The sequence below is a fragment of the Vibrio tubiashii genome (genome assembly GCF_028551255.1).
Taxonomy (GTDB): Bacteria; Pseudomonadota; Gammaproteobacteria; order Enterobacterales; family Vibrionaceae; genus Vibrio; species Vibrio tubiashii_B.
Genome location: NZ_CP117031.1, coordinates 236,001 through 254,468 on the forward strand (window position 1 = coordinate 236,001; position 18,468 = coordinate 254,468).

Annotated in this window: 12 protein-coding genes; 4 read left to right on the forward strand and 8 right to left on the reverse strand. The window is 50.6% G+C overall.

Annotated elements, in window-relative coordinates; genetic code table 11:
* Window positions 1-53 precede the first annotated feature (53 nt).
* The 5 genes from LYZ37_RS24060 to LYZ37_RS24080 all read right to left on the reverse strand — a co-directional run bounded on the left by LYZ37_RS24060 (window position 54) and on the right by LYZ37_RS24080 (window position 10,299).
* On the reverse strand, window positions 54-455 hold the full coding sequence (locus LYZ37_RS24060; protein ID WP_272250238.1) for a ribosomal maturation YjgA family protein: 402 nt from the start codon (window positions 453-455) through the stop codon (window positions 54-56).
* On the reverse strand, window positions 442-1,779 hold the full coding sequence (gene creD / locus LYZ37_RS24065; RefSeq protein WP_272788460.1) for a cell envelope integrity protein CreD: 1,338 nt from the start codon (window positions 1,777-1,779) through the stop codon (window positions 442-444). The genes LYZ37_RS24060 and creD overlap by 14 nt, the downstream gene beginning before the upstream one ends.
* Before the next feature lie 74 nt (window positions 1,780-1,853).
* Window positions 1,854-3,296, reverse strand: coding sequence for a two-component system sensor histidine kinase CreC (creC, locus tag LYZ37_RS24070; RefSeq protein WP_272788564.1), 1,443 nt, complete (start codon window positions 3,294-3,296; stop codon window positions 1,854-1,856).
* A complete protein-coding gene (locus LYZ37_RS24075; protein ID WP_272788461.1) occupies window positions 3,296-3,988 on the reverse strand; it encodes a response regulator in 693 nt (230 codons plus the stop codon). Before LYZ37_RS24075 ends, creC begins: the two co-directional genes overlap by 1 nt.
* Before the next feature lie 260 nt (window positions 3,989-4,248).
* Window positions 4,249-10,299 (reverse strand): TcdA/TcdB pore-forming domain-containing protein, encoded by a 6,051-nt coding sequence (locus LYZ37_RS24080; protein ID WP_272788462.1) that lies wholly within the window; start codon window positions 10,297-10,299, stop codon window positions 4,249-4,251.
* Between the two features lie 1,084 nt (window positions 10,300-11,383).
* On the opposite strand from LYZ37_RS24080, the gene LYZ37_RS24085 reads away from it, so the two are divergent.
* Window positions 11,384-12,943 (forward strand): endonuclease/exonuclease/phosphatase family protein, encoded by a 1,560-nt coding sequence (locus LYZ37_RS24085; protein WP_272788463.1) that lies wholly within the window; start codon window positions 11,384-11,386, stop codon window positions 12,941-12,943.
* A gap of 30 nt (window positions 12,944-12,973) precedes the next feature.
* Here LYZ37_RS24085 and LYZ37_RS24090 read toward each other — a convergent pair whose 3' ends face one another.
* Window positions 12,974-13,237 carry a hypothetical protein gene (locus LYZ37_RS24090; RefSeq protein WP_239827530.1) on the reverse strand — a complete coding sequence of 88 codons (264 nt, stop codon included), beginning with the start codon at window positions 13,235-13,237 and terminating at the stop codon, window positions 12,974-12,976.
* A gap of 470 nt (window positions 13,238-13,707) precedes the next feature.
* Here LYZ37_RS24090 and LYZ37_RS24095 point away from each other — a divergent pair, with 470 nt between their 5' ends.
* The 3 genes from LYZ37_RS24095 to LYZ37_RS24105 all read left to right on the forward strand — a co-directional run bounded on the left by LYZ37_RS24095 (window position 13,708) and on the right by LYZ37_RS24105 (window position 17,017).
* Window positions 13,708-14,628, forward strand: a complete 921-nt coding sequence (locus LYZ37_RS24095; protein ID WP_272788464.1) for an alpha/beta fold hydrolase — start codon at window positions 13,708-13,710, stop codon at window positions 14,626-14,628.
* A gap of 237 nt (window positions 14,629-14,865) precedes the next feature.
* Entirely contained in the window at window positions 14,866-15,129 is a 264-nt protein-coding gene (locus tag LYZ37_RS24100) for a hypothetical protein (RefSeq protein WP_272788465.1), read from the forward strand.
* A 349-nt stretch (window positions 15,130-15,478) separates the two neighbouring features.
* The gene (locus LYZ37_RS24105) at window positions 15,479-17,017 is read left to right on the forward strand and encodes a peptidoglycan-binding protein (protein WP_272788466.1); all 1,539 of its coding nucleotides are present in this window, start codon (window positions 15,479-15,481) and stop codon (window positions 17,015-17,017) included.
* Window positions 17,018-17,306: 289 nt separating this feature from the next.
* Here LYZ37_RS24105 and LYZ37_RS24110 read toward each other — a convergent pair whose 3' ends face one another.
* Window positions 17,307-17,726, reverse strand: a complete 420-nt coding sequence (locus LYZ37_RS24110) for a hypothetical protein (RefSeq protein ID WP_272788467.1) — start codon at window positions 17,724-17,726, stop codon at window positions 17,307-17,309.
* A gap of 229 nt (window positions 17,727-17,955) precedes the next feature.
* Complete coding sequence (locus LYZ37_RS24115) at window positions 17,956-18,231, reverse strand: hypothetical protein (protein WP_272240685.1); 276 nt, start codon at window positions 18,229-18,231, stop codon at window positions 17,956-17,958.
* Window positions 18,232-18,468 lie beyond the last annotated feature (237 nt).

Consider the following 18,468-nt stretch of genomic DNA (forward strand, 5'->3'; position numbering starts at 1 on the left):
AAGAAAGCGGGGCCGGGTGGGCCTGCGCTTTTTGATCTTATCGGGTCTCATGCCTATCTCGCGTCTTGCTGCCATGCGATCACGCCTCCTATGCTGTACGCCACAATATCAAGCCAATCGAATGTGGTTCCGATGACCCACGACCAGGCCGATCCCAGATTGAGTAATGTGGCCAACTGATACCACTGCCCCAACTCCACCAGATAAGCGACCGTTACCGCGATCAGGGCAAGTCTCTTAGGGGAGAGCGCCAAGACGGCAGCCAATGTGGTGTAGAGCCAGATCACCACAAGTGCATCGCCAACGGTTGGGCGAATCACTGGATCTCGCAGACCCCATGCGATGAGCCACAAAAGCAACAAGCACGCCAGACTTCTGATGGCGTATTGCGGTGACCAGCGCCAGAGAGGGCGCCAGTCAACCTCCACCGGGGGCGTTGAGTTAGCTTCGCTCATGGTCAACGTCCGAGTGAGGGCGGGCAGGGTGACGACGATACCAGTCAATATGACGGGTGAGGATCATGACGAAACTCAAGATGGTAAAGCACAGCAGTGTGCCCATCAGCAGCGCGTAACTTTCCGCTTGCAACAGCCCAAACAGCAGGCCATACAAAAGCAATAACCCCCCACCGAATATCACGCCATGCGCACGGCGCTGCAACATCCCCGTGACATAGACACTCAGTAAGCTTGTGGAGGCCAACGCCGATAGCCCATAGGCCCAGTTAAAGCCAAGGTGCTCACTCATCGAGATGAGCAGCAAGTAGAACAACGCAAGTGCGAGGCCGACAAAGCCGTATTGCACCGGATGCACGGGACGAGCTTGAAACAGCTCGAGCAGAAAGAAACTGGCAAAGACTAACGTGATCACCAGTAATGAATAGTTCGTCGCGCGGTGAGATTTGAGGTAGTGGTCGACCGGATCGATCAAGTCGACGCCCATCTGTCGTTGCTCCAGTTCGTAACATTGGTGGTCACCGGTAAGGCAGTTGCGCAGCAATTGAGCCATGTTGGTTGAGAAATTATTGCTCTGCCACTGAGCCTCAAACCCCGACTCTGCCACTTGGGCGGTGACAGGCAGATAATCGCCAATGAAACTGGGATGGGGCCAAGATGAACGCAGCTCAACACGGGATTGGTCACCAATCGGTGCGACCTGAAGTTTCCCCATTCCTTGTAACAGAAACTGGAGGTCGAACGTCAGGGGTTGGTGGGTATCGAGCTGTGCGAGATCCAGAGGCTGATGAAAGCCTTGTGAGATGGCGCTGAGCCCAGTCCCAGGGAAGACCTCTATCGCATGGTTGGCGACACGCATATCGCCCAGCGTCATCAAGCCTCGACTGTCTTCTATACCGACCACTAATCGAATGTCGTTGATATCATGGCCTCGCAACGCGTCAAGCTCCGACAGGTCAAAGTGGCCGGTCAAACGGGTCTGAGCATGATACAGACGCGCACGATAGATACCGCGGTATTTCTCAAAACTGTCGAGCTCAGCGCCGAGATTAAAGGTATCGGGCAATAAAACGTGTTGGCGCTCGGTGACGTGCAGAGTCTCATTGTGAAAACGGCTCTCAGTATAAGTGATGTGGATAAAAGGCCCAATAATACGCTGCGGGCCGCTGCTGCTACGGGCGATATCACTGCGCACGGTGTCTTGACGTAGGGTACGCTCGGAAATCAGGCCGCTGACCATCGACAGCGGGATTTGCAGTAGTAGGAACAGCAACAGCACCAATGCGAATTTGAGGCCGAGCGGGTGGTTGAGGATGTGTTTCATCGTATCTTCTCCTTAGCTGAAGACACCACGTTACCTCAGGGATATGGAGACAGAATGGAGCGAATGTGGAGTTTTTATGGAGTTGGCATTGTGAGAGTGACTTTGACCCCGTGCTCTACATTGCTGATTGTCAGCGTTCCTTGATGGAGCTTCATCACTTGTTCGACAAAATTCAGGCCCAATCCGGTGCTTTTGACCCCATTGCTGCGCGCGAGTGAATAAAAGCGTTCGGTGAGGCGAGGCAGGGCGTAAGCCGGGATAGGTGGGCCACTATTGAAAATAGACAGCGCAAGCTGTCCCGGGCTTCGCTGGGCTTGCCATACAATCTCGCCCTGTGGGGCAACAAAGTCGAGGGCGTTGTCCATCAAGTTAAACAGCGCTTGCTGAAGCAAAAACGGATCACCAAGACAGGTGTCGTCGGGTGAGATGAGGCAGTCGCAACGAACCGCAAGATGACTTAACCGAGCGTCTGCGGAGGCCGTGACGTTAACCACCATGTCTCGCAAAGCGATTGACTCGACGCTCTCCAACGCGGGTTGCTTTTCAAGGCGAGCCAGCTCCAATAACTTGTCGATGAGGGACTGCATTCGTTCGCTTTCGCGTTCAATGTTGCGGGCAAAGCGGGTGACCCTGTCACCGTCAAGCGAGGTCTGTAAGATCTCACTGGCGCCCTTAATGGCCGACAACGGGCTTTTCAGTTCGTGAGTCAGCGTCTGTACATAGTCTTCAACGTACTGCTTGCCATCGAGTTGATTGCGCATTGTCTCCAAGGCATCACTCAGCGTGCCGTATTCATAAAAGACTCGAAAGGTGGGTTTCGGGATCTTGTCCCCCTGGCCCATTTTGGTCGCGTAGTCTTCGAGTTTATGCAAAGCGGTGTGAATACGCCAAGCGAACAACGCACCTGCGACCAAAACAAGGCCACTCATCCACACTAGCCAAAACCAAACATTGCGCTTGGACAAGTCGATGAAGGGCTGAACCGAACGATTGGACTTAGCCACGGTGACACTGCCAATGATCTGGCCATCTGAATAGATTGGCGCGGCAACGTGCATGACCGTGGAAGAGGGGTCATTGGGATCTTCGATGGTACTGCGTGCGCCATACTGGCCGCGCAAGGTTAGGTAAACGTCGTTCCATTGCGAGTAATCCTGACCAATATCTTGTTGCCACGAGTCAGCGATCACGATGCCATGCTGATCGGTAATGTAGATACGATGATTGATGGCTTTCTTACCAATTTCCCAAATGCGAGCTTGAGGTTCACGTTGACCGTAAGCGCGGAGTAGAGCCGCAAATCGACTTTGTGACAATTGGTGATTGGCGACGTCCTCTTCCGCCAGTACCGCCAACAAGTTGGCCATATCCACCAACGTCTCTTCGGTGGTTTGACGGACGGTGGGTTTGAGTTCTTGGATCACCGTTTGGCTGACGGTGTACGCGGTGATCCCGACCAAAATGAAATAGAGCGCAAACAGTCTCAGCCCTAGCGGGATCCTTGGCCAGCGTCGCATCATTCACTTTGCCCGTTGTAGAAGTAACCAAACCCCCGTTTGGTCACGATCCGCTCTGCCATCGCATACGGTTTGAGTTTGTGACGAATGGCCTTGATATGCGAATCAATGTTGCGCTCATACACCGCGTCCGGCGTCATATCCGCGGCGACCATCAATTGCTCGCGACTGAAAACCTGATCTGAGTGGGAGAGGAGTTGACGCAAGATCTTAAATTCAACCGCGGTGAGCCCCAATGGTTGTGCATTCACGCAGTAGTCAAAGTGCTGCGCAACGAGGGCCTGATCCGATGAAGATTGCGTTGATTCGGACTGAGGAAAGGCCGTTCGTGCTTTGATTCGGAGCTTGATTCTGGCCAGCATCTCTCGTGGGCTGAAGGGTTTGGTTACGTAGTCGTCAGCCCCGATTTCTAAGCCGACCACGCGATCTATCTCCTCATTGCGCGCGGTTAAGAAAATAATGGGTACCGCAGAAAAGTCTCGGATGGTTTTGCACAGCTCAAATCCGTTGCCATCGGGCAACCCAACGTCTAAGACGAGCAACGCCACAGGGTGTTGACGTAAATACGCCAAACCTTGTTCAGCGGTCGCAAACCACTGAACCGGGTAACCGTCCATTTCTAAGACATGGATTAAGGTGTCTGCAATCGCGGGTTCGTCTTCAATGATGACGACAGTCAATGGGTCACTCAAAGGAGGTCTCTTCGTTTCGGTGAGGAAAGCCCACTATCAGAGGGCACGATGTCACTTATACTACCTTGGGAAATCGGGAACACAAGTGTGACTGAGGGGGGGGGGGGTGTCTTGCCGAGGGGGGGGGTGTCTTGCCGAGGCAGGCCCACGAGTGAGCGGCAGAAAAAAAGCGCTCGATGACGAGCGCTCAATTGAGGCAGCGAACCGCAGGGCTGACTGCCTCGTTAAACCCACCAGAATGGTGGCGCGAGATGGCCGCTTTAGTTCAACTGTCCATAAGGGATGATCTCACTCGGTGTGGCTGAAAGGCGGTCCACTTGCGACAGGATTTTATACAAGTATTTCTCACCCAACGACGTACTCAGCTTCATTTTATTGGTCAGTGCAGCCGTATCAACGTGTTGGATCAGAATACTGGTTTGAGAGCCTGGATCGTATAGGGCCAGATCGTCCCCTCGTCGTTGCAACAACAATGCATTGGGGTTCTCTAGGGCTAATTTCAGTGTCTCACCCACTCTGTGGCTTTGAATCAACACCTGCTGGTAGTGAGCAAGGTCGTTCTCGTCCAAGCTATAGTGATAGTCGCGGCTATTGCCACTCCACAACAAAGAACGCACCCCTTTGATTTTAGGCAGAGTCTGGATCTTGCTGCCTTCGCTGCCTTGCAAGACTAAATGGGTTCCCCCTTCCGTGAGTGCCATCGAGAAGTGCCCTAATGGGGAGTGATCCGTGAGATGTTGCTGATACAGCGTCTGTGCATCGACATCAAACACATAGTCGCCGCCGTCAACACTTTGCCCTAAATAAGTCAGGTTATGATGGACATCCAGCCCCGGCGCCGTGACGGTACGTCCAGATTCATGCAAATACCAGCTCGGTACTGAGCCTAGAAGACGGACCTGCTTAGGCAATTGATACTCGCTTTCAAGCGCATCAATGGCTTGGTGGCGATATTGGTGATGAGTTTGCCATTCCATAGTGACCGCTCTGAGTATCGGTTTGTCCATAGGGCCCGCGTTTGCGCTTAACTCGACCACAAGGCCGTCACGGGTGGACAGTTGCAGAGATTGCCCCTGCCAAGCCGCGTGGGTCAATTCCCCCGCCAGCGTCGAAAATTGCTCCGCGTCAGCCACTTCACCTTGTAACACGAGCTTGTCGTCCAATATGAGATCATCGTTTACGACGGCCTGACGATACAGGCTGGCATCGTCGTGATTGTACAACCAAGCCCATTGTTGATCTGACGTTAGCCCCAGAAAATTCAAGTGCTGACCATTGAGGTTGCTGCCCGCTCTGATCAACGTCGCGGACTGATTGTCGTACCACAGGTTCACCGTTTCGCCTTGGCTATCTGTCATACCGAGCAGCACCAGTTGGGCAAGTTTCGCAGAGGCTTTTTCACTTAAGGCCTTCAATTGTGGCAGGACCTGTTGACGGTGGTTCTGTAGCCAATGAGACGTCACACCAGCCAGTCTTGGCGTTTGGTCTGCTAGCCATAAGGTTTGATCGTTGGCGATGGCAAAGAGTTGGTGTTGGTTATTTAAGACGTTACGTAAACCGCCACTGAATTCCGGTAAAGACACCGAGCGAGCCTGGGATCGGTTACTTGCTTGGTAATACAAACGCTGTTGGCTGTGGGAATAGAAGAAGTAGCGTTGATCGGTTTCCCCCTTGTTTTGCACCAAAGCAAGGATCAGATCGTCAGGCTGAGTGTTGAGATTGGCGTGGATCACGCCTAGGTCGCCCCTCTGCTCTGCGAGGACCCAGTACCTGTGTTTCTGCCCTTGCTTATTCGCTGACACGGAAATGACGTCGCTTAGGCTTGCCTCTATCCATCGATCTGCTCTCAGGTCAACTTCCCCCCCGACACCGGCTTGGAATGACTGGAAGAAATAGTTCGTCGTGACTCGATTCGGCGCCGTGTCGGCCATGAGGTTATCTAACAACTGAAGGTCGCCGTTCACATCGACCAACTTCATGCTGTTTTCGTCCAGTACATAGGTCCATTTAGCCGGATGACCAGCGTTGGTTTGCTGCTCGATCGACCAGTAGAGGCGCTGATTTTCCTGCCACACCCGGCTGGTCGCTTTGCCATGAGCGTAGTCCCAACCGAAGGCGCGATACTGAGCCACAATACGCGACTCGGCGATGTTCACTAGCCACACTTGGTTGTCTTTGTTAAACCACGCAAGATCCCCCGTCTGAGCCACGAGCTTGGCATCGCTTAGGAAGTCACTGTGAGCGGGCGACGGCGTATAAATAAACCGCTGCTGATCAACTTGATAGTAGGCCAGGCCAACAGAGTGGTCCTGATCTTGAGGCACAAAGTTTTCAACAGCCACAAAAGCGCTGTCGAGGTGGTGCTTGGCCACTTCAGACTGGATATGCTGGTGTAATTGTTCAGCATTCTGCCAAGAAGAGGCATCTTCCGACGTGATTTGGTAGCGGCTGTTTTCTGGGTCAACAACGAGCACTTCGTTATGTTTGTTGATCACCGCAATGCTCCCCCAGGACAATCCGGGTAGGTTGACTCTGACGCCACCGATATTGAGGTGATCACGCGTGACTTCAAGGTGATCGGATGACAACTGGCGTGCATCAAGGATCCAGCGCGTACTTCGGTCTCTACGAGACGTCACTTGCAAAGAAAGGCTGGCCCCCGATTGCAGACTGATATGGTATTCCCCCCCTTTGCCGTTAAAGGCATAGTGCAATTTACCACTCAGCTCTTTGCCCAATTTACGCATCAGAATTTGGCGATTTTGCGCATCCAGATTCACGTTGATATTGGTATGGACATATTCTTGTGTGATCTTACGTATCGTGTATTCCGAAGGAAAAATGTAAAAGTCATAATCGAATCGACGATCCTCTTCGAGACGACGAATCACACTAAAACCGGAATCATGACGTGTGGTGGACCCAGGTAAGATCTGATATTGATAGCTAATGTACGACTTTGGTGTGGCAGGCAAAATCAAAGCCCTATCACTGGCGTTAATGTTTGTCGTCTCGTTGTAGCCAATGCCGGCTCTAACATTGATCGCTTGGGATTTGTCTCTGATCATCCTAGGGAAATCACCGGCCCAGAAAAAGTAGTTAATCGCCCCCGATCCCGTGCTGCCATGATGGGTACGGTAGATGTATTGACTATCAAAATGCACTTGACCCGTTTGAAGGTCTATTTGGCTGATCACTGCCCCATCTTTGGGCTCAAGCGCGTGGTAACGGCTGCCATCATCGAGAGTTTTATCCACCAGCGCATACCCCCCGCTGTGATACGCGGAGTCGACCGCGGCGAAGTAACGACCGACGGCTTTGGCATCCTCTGCGACTTCACCAAACGCCTGTGCCAGAGCGGTAAAACCAACCGCGAGTCCGCCCAGGATCACGCCCGCGCCCCCCAGTACGGCACTGGCGGTGCCCGCACCCGCAAGGCCTGCCCCGATGCCCGCTGAGGTGGTCACAAAAGACGCTGAGTCAAAGGCCAACTGAGTACCAAATACCGCTTTTTGTACCTCATTTTGTGCATGCGCCAACTCATAGGAGTCCAACACCACGGAAGCAAAGCCTAGTCCAAGACCGATCCCTTCATTTGCAACGTGCCCTACTGCAGACAACGTCGAGCTTGTCACGCTTTGCCCTTCCTGTAGAGCGGCACGATACAAACCGACAATCTTACTGGCGTCCATCACGGTGCCGTGCGCGATTTGAGCTAAGTTAATGTAGGTGTGGACCTGCAACGCGGTGTTTAATCCTTGGGGCAGGGGGTCACCCGCTGCGGCCGTGCGGCTGTGGTTATTAAACCAAGAAAGAATCGCCTGGACCGCAAACGCGGCATTCAAGCCGTCTACATGCTCGACATCCGTAATGCTCGCATGACGGGTGAGCTCTCCGTGGCTAAAGTTGTAGCTCTTTTTCAATCGACCCAATGCATCTTCGTAATAATGTTTGAATTTCCAAACTCTTTCGTCTGACGTTAACACGCTGATTTCACGGTTGTCTTCGCGATGTATTAACGGAATTCGATACTGACCGCTGGGTGTCTTTTCGATGTTCTCAAACACGGGTACCCAAGCGTGATCTAAGCGATGACGGCGGTATACGTCTTGCGCGGCCGCAAAGAAGTCCTGAGCCAAATTGGCGCCCTGTAAGACACTCAGTGCGGATTTGAGTTGCAAATCCGTGGATAGGCTGTCGCTGGCTTGCGCCAAACGAGCGGCATGGTCCGCCGTTGCCAGGTTCGCGACTCGGTCACTTGGGCTCGCCAGATCTTGGACGCTCAGTCCGGTGCTTAAACGTACTTCGGCCATTTTGGCAGTGTCCAGTGACCGCATGTCGAAGGTTGGCTGGCTTACATTGCCATAGGCATCATAAAAACGCGCAAATTTGTTTTTGATCAGGTGTTCTTTTAAAGAGGCTTGTAAGGCTTTTGAGCTGTCAAATCGGAATACCGCAAAGTTGGGATCGTAGAAGAAGTAACGGCTCTTGCCCTCGAATTGTCTTTTCCCCACTAACATGCTGTGCGCGTGAGTATTCATCAGCATGAATTTGCTGCTGCCATTGGTCAGGGACTCCTTTTCCAAGTTTGAGACAATCCCCTTGATGCTCAGGCGCCCTGCGTCTGTCTCCGCAAGCCCCGCGTCTGTATTGGAGTGCAATTGGCCGACAGTGGTATACACATTGGTCGCGATTTGGGAGTCTGGGTGGGCAGCGGCATCGAACAATACAGAGGCAAACTGGTTCGCACCAAGCTCCCCTTTTTGTGCGATCGCGGTGGCCATCACACGGGAGAGTGGCAAACAGCGTCCCGGCCGACCGAGCAAAACAAAGTCTTGTGGCACAAGCTGGGTAACAAACGCGCCTTGAGCGGTCATGTAGCGACTGACTTCGGCACTTTTGTCCAACGCGAAACGCATAGTTTCCTGTTGGAACTGCTGCTTGATATGGGCCACCAATGCGCCTTTTTGCTTAAAGGTTAACTGGTGACTGTCATCAAACATCAGTCGAATCATATCGAGGGCTTTCATGCCCTGATGATAGCCTGGCACTTCAATATCTTGGCTGTTCGATTTACCGAACAGGTAATCGTCCCCTCGTTGCCCTTTTAGGCTTTCTAGGGCTTGCTTTTGCGTATTATATTGATCCACCAAACGTTGATTCGGACTGGCCTTGAGATGGGCATCGATCGCAATTACGGACGAGACGCCTTCACGGTCTTTTTTCTCTAACCATAGCCACAAACGATCCATGTCTATGCTTTTATCAATGCCATCGAGATAGCTCTGTTGATAAAACGCTTTGGTCGCATTAATGGCATCGATTTGTGCTTGTAGATGTTGCTTTCGTTCACCGGTCGCTTTTCTTAGCTTGGCGAACAGTACGGACTTACGCTCAAGCAAAGGGGCAAGCTCTTCATCGGTTTTTTGTTTCAGCGCATTTCTGAGATCTTGCCATTGGGCTAAGGCCGGGTTTTCATCGACCTTTAAGGAACTGCCGGTTTGGTAATCCTGATCTTGAGGTAAGGGTTCAACAGACAGTCCTAAGGCCTTTGCGTCTGTAAGTAAACGTCCCTGAGCCAGGGTTCTTTCCTGACGAAAAGCCTCTACTCTGGCTTGGTCATCGATGGCGTTAGGGCGCTGAATCCGCACTTCCCCTGTCGCACCTTTACGCTTGACCCAGGTGGTCAGCAAGGGATTGTCAGGGTGGGGTATTTGCTCTTGACGTTGGAGCATCAATTGCCATTGGCCGTCTTTGAATATCATGTAGGCACCGGCAACTTCATCTGATACGCCTTGTCCTTGATAGTCAGCGTAGTCAACGGCCATGACCACATTGTCATACAAAACGGAGCTGCCGACCCGACCATCATGGAAGACGCGATAATGGGTGTCGTTAAGATCCGTGACAATCACAGAACAGCCGGTCAGCGAACCGGTCAGCAACAAAGTGCCTTCAGCCACGTGTTTAGGGACATCGACATAAGCAGGGATAGGGTTCGTTCGGCCATTAAAACCGAGGAAGTACGCTGATGTCGTATCCGCAGCAGGGGCATCCGCATACCGAAGTTTGAATCCTTGTGGGGCGGTTTCTAGCCGGACTTGCCCTTGGGTCGGTAGGCCGCCATTTTTGATTAACTCAATCACATCCACGGTGTACTGGTTTAAAAATTCGCGTGGTGAATAAGTGAATTGGGCGATCGCCTCTGCCGTGCTGATGGTCACAACCGGGGCGGGTGAGGCATGCGCCACGCTTAGGGCTTCTCCACCCATGAGCGATGAAACGAGGACGGCAATCAACTGTTTTTTCATTGTTTTCCTTTAGCGTATCCGTTTGACTATTACAGACTCATTCTCGACATTAAAACCTAGCCAACTCATGATGAAGCACGGGTGATAATTTCAAAGAATGTTCATGTGACAATAAATATCAATAGATTTGTTGTTAGTGAGAGACTTGAATGTATATCAAGTGTCATGGTTAAATTGATAAAATTAAATATAATTAGATTATTTATAATAAGAAATTAATACCTGCCTTACTGTGTTGTTGAATATAAAATAGTGAGCTTATAACCAAGAGGGTATAAATTGTTACAATCGTGTTTGGTCTGGGGTTTTTGTTTTAATAATAATGAAACATACCTGCGAGGCATTGTTAAATTAATTCTAAAAGATATTTAATGTAGAACAGATCTCATAAAAAAAAGCCCATGTCCTTAATGACCAACAAATAAGTCCTTAATACCAGTCTTGGTGGTTTTTTGGACGAGTTTTAAAGGGAGAGTGAGCGATCTTTCAGAGAGATCCCTGATTCTGTTCGCAGGATGGATCATGACTTAGGGCACGGCGGTTTCCGTTGGTCGCAACTGAGAGCCCCATTGGGGGAAGTGCGTGGACGTAACCCTCCAACCTGTCATTGCCCTTGTGAGCGTCAAGTTTATCCAACGAGAGAAACCCGCCCGATATCGTCGGTGTCGTCTAGATAGTGGATGGGTGGTCGTGATATTTTATTGCTTTCAAAGGAAGGGGCTTGAATTATATGACTCTCGATGTTTGTTGGGTTTTGGGTCATGTGTGTGGGGTGTTTAGGACGGCGTTAATATTCGTTTTGCCCCATCTTTAATCACGAGTGATTAAAGTTGGGGTCAGATTGTTTAGATTTCTTCATTATTATTTTTCTTTTCCTTTATTTATGTTGTTGATAAACTGAACAATGATAATTTATTGATCTGTGATCTTGTGACTAAATTCAGTGGAAATACACATTTTCTGAGTTCAATAATATATCAATAACGATAATTTTTAGTATGGTGAATACTCGTGTCATTAATTTTACATAGGCATGTAATTAATGCGTTGTACTGTTTTTTATATCTTAACCGAGGGGGAAACAATGCAATTAACCAGAACGATTTTAAACGGGATTGTCCTGTTGTGGCTGATGGTGACGGCCATGCCGTCGATGGCCGCGGGCAGTGACTGTCCGGATTACCTCAGCGAAGACTGGGAAGACAAACCTTTTTGTGTGTGGTTGAAAAACGACACGCAACAGACCATTAAGTTGTTGAGCTGGAAACCGTATGCCAATAGCGCCGATATCAATGATGATTACTGGCTCAGTCATGATTGGGCACAGGGCGTACTCACGCTTAAACCCGGCGAGTTGAAGATCGTTGCGGGCATTGATGATGATGGATGGGGGGTCTTCAATTACGATACCGTCAAATTTCGTGGTGAGATAGACATTGACGGGGCGCGGCAGTATGGCGTTTATATCAGCGCCGACATCCGAGCAGGGGTCGTCAATGATTTTGAATACGGTGTGTCAGCGCCCAGCCCTTGGGTCGATGGTCACGATACGGCAACCCTTTATTTTAATGGCACGCCCTATGTCATGGGGGTGGACGACGAATACGATGCCTCGCGATCCAAATGGGACGCGATGTTCTCGGTTCTCGATGCCTCGTCTGGGCCGGGTGGACTCCGTTTGGCCGACCACCGCGAGGATCCCAAAAAGATTAATCTTATGACCTGGAACACCTTTCTGCTGATTGGTCCTGGCATCGCTGGTAAGCAAGATTACTGTCAGCGAACACAGGCCATCAGCGATAACAAAGCCCGTCTGTTTCAAAATGTCGATGTGGTGGTGCTGTCGGAGTTGGCGTCTCAGGCGAGTTGTACCCCTGATGCAGAGCAGCTAGCCGTGGAAGAATTCTTATGTTGTGGTCCGGACAAACCTTTTCGAGACCGGACCCACTTGTTGAATGGAACGCCGTTGGTCGACGGTCCGCTTGGGTTGTCGGAAACCGGCGGAGTGATTGTGATGAGTCGTTACCCAAACAGTTTGTCGGTTGGCACCAAGCGAGAGGCGCGCAAGTCGGACCCTATTGAACGATATCCTGCGAGCGATGAAGTGCATTATGAGTTTGGTGCCGATGCCGGAGAGTGTGATGCCAGTGAATGCACCATGGATAAGGGCTACTTAAAAGTGAAGTTTACCAAAACGGTTGGGGATCAGCAGCAGGACTACTACATCATCGGCAGCCACACTCAGTCTGCGCCTGGTCAAGCCAACGAGAATGCGCGCCATCAGCAGTTTCAAGCAATGCGCCGCATGGCGGATTCACTCCCATCGGATGCACCGATCCTGTTTGCTGGGGATTTTAATGTCGAAAGCCACGAGATCAGCCGTACGGCGGCGACGCTGAATGCAGATTTCGGCTTCACGACGTTTTTAAGTGCGCTTCGGTACAGTGCCGATGGCCACAGCAATTATTATGTGTTTGATGAAGAGGGACGTTCAGTCCAGAAGCAGTATGATTTTATCGTACCGTTTAAAGGGGCGTTAAACCCGGTCTCTCAGCTCTCCTGGGTCGTGCCGATGACCTCAACGGGGTCTCGTGTGGATCTGTCGGATCACCACGCCGTTGTCTCGGAGTTGACCTATGAGTAAGAAGCGCCTCCTTTGGTCAGGCCAATCTGATTAACCGCGAAGAGGGGTGAGATGTTCCCTAAACGGGCCATCGCGTCGTTGGGTCGGTGCGAATGGGAGGGGATGGCAAGCGATGGTCTCATCGTGAGATGCGCGCTCAGTTCCGCTTGTCAGTACGCCTTTCCAGCTTGCGGTGGACCAAGCATTCGTTAGGTTGCCCACCCAATGCAGTCCCGCCAAACATCGCTCATGGTCGGTGTGTGTTGGCTCCATCAAGACATGCCAAATCAAGACGTGATGGAGCAGGTCCATCACGGTTCGCGCCGCCTGACCGAATTTCAGCCATCGCTGCAGCGCTTGCAACGTCACTGGGCGCGGCTGGCATCGCGTGAGCTTTGTCGCTTGAACGTGCGCACTCTTTAAGTGGATCGGCAGCGCGCAAGTCGATGCCGAACCAAGGTTGCTCGAGAGTAGAGGCGTGGCGTGAAGTGACTTGGTCACCAAGCTAGCGAGCAGGACCAATCCGATCATGGCCGATTTCATAAGGGATCCTTTTTTGGGCCGCAGTATGCAGGCTGAGTCATCATAGTCTTTTTATTGACTAAATTGTTAGTAGGTGTGTGGGAGATATTTGCTGGGCTTTTAGGACATTTTTACCCGGCAAAGAGTGCTCAGGTTTGTTGACTCGGCACAGCTGGGGTAGGCTAGGCCTTTGCATTGCGTGCTTGTGGTCAGAAGAGACAGGGTTAGGGCAGTGCGCCCCTGACAGTAAACAGAGGATATCCATGCGTAAGACCATAAAAATCATAATGCTGATCGCGTTGCTTATCTTGTCACCTGTGATCGTCCTATTGGTTCAAGGTATGGCGAACGGGCCGATGTCTGAGGCCGAATTTGAAACGAGATTGCCAGTCATCGTAAACGGCTTACAAGCTCAAGTGGAGGGGGATGGTGACGACACGTTGGTCTTTATCCATGGCTATCCTGACAGCTTAGAAATGTGGGACAAACAAGTGGCGTTTTTTAAACGTGATCACACGGTTGCCCGGATCACTTTGCCTGGCTTTGAGCTTCAGGACCCGGGGGCAAGACCCCAGTATACTCTGGTCCAAATGCGTCGGATTATCGATGCCTATATTGAGAGCCTCAATAAAGATAAGGTGACGGTGATCGCGCACGACTGGGGGGCCGTGTACGCGTCCCAATACCTTGCGTCTAACCCCCTTGTTGACCGACTGGTCTTGTTGGACGTCGGAAGTTTTGGCAACGAAGCCTATCCAGAGATCAATATGAAGTATACCGCAGCTTTGGCGTTGGCTTGGCTTCTGCCCGAACCTCTCGGAGAGAAGCTGGTGGCTTACACCGCCAATGAGATTTTAGGTTTGGTTAATGTCGATCCGAATAAACCTTCAGCAGACTTTCGCTTTGATGCTCGTATGACTTACCCTTATTGGCAGCTATGGCGTTCGATTTTACTCAATACGAAGCCCGAGCCGGTGCCCGTCGATGACTACGCGACCGCGTTTTTGTTCCTCTATGGCCAAGACAAACAGGTCTGGTTTCACTCTCAATCCTGGATAAATGAGGTGACCGAGAAGCAAAAAGGTGGGGCCGAAGCGATGCCTGGTGGACACTGGTTTATGTTATCTTCTCCGGAATTAGTCAACCAATCACTCTCGATGTGGCTGGCACGCCACCCAATTTGAGCGTTGAACCCATCTCAGCGTGTATGCGCGTAGGATCGTCGACAAACCGGCCTACGGAAAGGAGGCGTTATCAATTTAAGTTATGAACAGTGGGATGCGATCGCCGATGCGTATGTCCCCCTCCTGGGTGTGTTGACCTTAAGTTGGGTCTTAATACAAGCGGTATGTGGGCGGCTCAAAGCCGCGCAGTGGGATGCGGTCAGCACGTTACTGGGCGTTGGGTATATTTACGCTCTGATGTTTGCTGATAACTACACCGGGGCCTATGCCGCCGTCGGTCTGGATTACAGTACGCATACGGCTTTGGCTTTGGTGTTTGTGACGACACTCGTATTGAGTCATGACTGGGTCAAGAGAGGGATCCTGCTTTCTCTGTTCATGTATGGAGGACTGATGCTATATCAGGGCTACCATTCGTGGCTGGATATTGCGCTGACAACCCTGATGACACTGCCCGTCTTACTGCGCTTGAAGGCGTGGTCGCAGGGTCGAGCAGACTAAACAGCACAACCCCAGTTGCGTGACGATTCGGTCGAAGCGCGATCAGCGATGGGGATTGATCGTACGCCTCGGTTCGTTGCCAATGTACACCTCTCTGTATAGACGTGTTATGCAACGCTGGGGCAGTACGCGTTCGCTTTCGTGAGGCAAGTTGTACTCAGGGTACAGGATGCTGGGGAAGGCCCAAAAAGGGTTGGGTGTCCATCAGGCGTCATCGATCCGCAGACCGCTGGAGAGCCGCATGCATAGTCAGGTTTCCCCTTTGTGTTTTTTAAGAGACCTAGGTTCAGATTAGGGAGTGAATGGTTCCTCCATTCGCTGAGATGGTTATTTCGGTTAAGGTAAATTGATGATAAACGGAATATGGACGAGCGGTACGTTTAAGGCGAATTCGAGATCAAAATCCATTTTTGGTCGTCGTAAAGGGTTGTTAACAGAGATTGATAAGTTACTCGAAAAAGCGCATGTCAGTAGTGACGATGAAGCTTTGTTGCCCCATCTCTATGCCATCGACAAAGCTTGCCAAGCCTGGCTCGATGCGCATCCTTTGACGGCATCAAAGCCAGAAAAAGGCAAAAAGCTGTCAGCGCGCCGTCAAGGCATTGAGGCACTGCGTGAGCAAATCAGCAAAAAAAGGGCTGAGCTGTACAAAATCCCCCCGTCAGCGCTGAATCAAAGGAAAGCCATCACCGACTTGTATGAAAGCAGTACCACGCAACTGAACGTTGCCCCTGGTGGTCAAGATCCCCGAACACTGAAAGCGAGGGCTGCTTTTCATCAAGAGATGCTCGATAAGACCATCGAACAAGCCATTAAGTTAGGCCACGATAAAAATGCTTTCAATACTGAACAGTTAGGCTTTTTAAGCGCTAAGTCGTGCTTGAAGGTAGACAGTGTGTTGGATCCGAGCAAAAAGAAAGCCTGCTATATTGAAGCCATCCGGATCTTAACGGCGATGTTAGGCAAAAATAGTGAACTGGCAAAACGGTTCGAATCGACCGGGATCGAAGTCGTCGTGGTACCCGCGGATAGGCCGATGACCGACTTACCCGAATTTGCTTCCCTCAAAGGGGTTGGAATTGCCCAGCAAAGCAGCAGTGTGAGCCGAGGTTGGGATTCGACACGAGGGGTTGGGGGGCTGCTGATCGGCGCGAAGATGTATGTCGCGATCACCGAAGAAAACCTACTGGGTACCGATGTGGATGCAAAACTAAAAACCATCGGCGGTGGGTGTTACGCGAGCCAATATTCAACGAGTTCGCATGAGTTTGCGCACAGTCTTCACTTGAGTGATGCGACTACGTTGGCTCAAAAACAAGCGATCACGCGTAGCTTTGACAATAAGAAGAAAGTCCGAATCGATTCGGCGAATACCCGTATTCTCATCGATGATCCCCTGTTTGTGCCCGCGCAGCACACGTTGGATGTCTTATTTAGCCAAGAATGGGTTGATGGCCCAAGAAGAAACCTCACCCGCTTACCTACCCCCAAACAATACTGGGTGTGGGTAACCAATCGTCACGCGTACGCCACAAACCCCGATGGGAGTCATCTGATGTACACCAGCCACTATGAACTTCAGGATTGCTACGCGGCGTTTGATGAAAAGGAGTACTTTGCTCAGTGCACCAATGCTTATTTAGGGGCAAATAGCGGGAGCGATCCTTATACGCAAAGGCCCCGCAATAATGGCGAAGCGTGGATAAGAAAGCACGAAGAGCCAGAAATGGTCAAGTTGCTCGATGAACTGTATTCATCCGGTACGACGACGGCCTTCAGTAAGTCCCATCTTGAAGGCACCAACCGCGATGATGGGGTCGATGTGACGACGATTTCTGATTACATTAAAGCCCACGTGGCCAAGGCGAAAACCAATCCAACTGTGTAATGGTCGTTGGCAACAGGGAGGGATGAGAGCGACTCCCTGTATCTTGCTCAGAGTGGAGCGCAGTGGCGCCTAATGCCCCATCAACCAAGCCTCATCGATCACTGTGGACGGCAGTGGTCGAATGGTCACGTTACCTCTAGAGCCTACCGTTCGTTGTGAAATAAAAGGCTCTTCATCAACGCTTTTACAAAAATAAATTCACAACGAGGGGCAGCAGGCGTTGTCTCCTTTAAGTAATATTTATATTCGAGGATAATTTAGTAAAACAATTTTTTCGCTTTCGTATTGGTTATATAAATTTGTTCGCAGCATATTCATGATGTTCTTTTTTTATATTTACGACTTGACGGTAACTTAATTCAAATGCGTGCGAAATCTCACCGTTCGTTCGCCCTTGCTCTATCCAGTCAAAAATGATCAAATTTCGCACTAAGCGGTGGAAATGTTCCACCTGAGGAACTTCAATTATTTCCCCACCATAATGGTGACTGATCACTGCCAAAGCATCAGGAGTAATCACTTTGCTCAGCTTGCTACGCTGGGGGTTTTTGGGGATGTAGAGTTTCTTTCCACTGCAGGAAGAAACAAACAAGTAAGTATCATAAAGACCAATGAGTTCGATAAAAAACTGTATTTTTTCTGGCAGTTTTTTTATATCGATATATACAATCTTTTTATTGACTTCATTAATAGTAATTTTATTATTCATTTAGGTTTACCGACGTTGTTTATTCGGATTAAGATATAACGCAGGTGAATGAAAAATATCTATTGGGAAACATTACCCCTAGAAGGCCAATATACGACAGGTCGAATTATTACCGTGTGATACGAATTGTGTCGAACTCAGGATTGGCAGCACCTTTATTTTTGCTGTTGAATTGAGAAAAGAACAAGGCCTGCGTACGCAAGCCTTGTTTATTTTCACGGTCAGTGAGTTAAAGATCGGCGGGTTTGCGCCGGAAGCCAATGTGATAGGCCACTTGCTGAGACACAACGGTATTTTCACCCAGTTTGATCACGGTGAATCCGGTATCTTTGCCCATTAGTAGGCCTTTCGGGCTGGTAGAAAGGCAATGATTGAGCTTGTCGATTTGTCGCTGCATGTGGCCCTCGTCGTCAGGGTTATTGGGGTTATAACGTCCGATGACGATGCGCTCAACATGACGAACGTCGGACAGATCTAAAGGGTCATGTGTGCCATTGTGTTTCATTGCTTAACTCCTGTTAGCCACCTGTTGAGGTATTTTGTGCGGTAGTATCGGTGGTTGGGGTCTTGTTGATCTTCGCCTCTAGATCGTTGAGCTCGCTTTGCAGAGCGATTTCTTTATCCGCCACTTTTTGTTTCGCCTCACTCAACCTCTTTTCAGCGCCTTTGAGTTTGTTAGGATCTGCGTCTTTGCCTTCACTCTTGTCAGCAAGGGACTTTTGCTTCTCGGCTTCGAACTGCA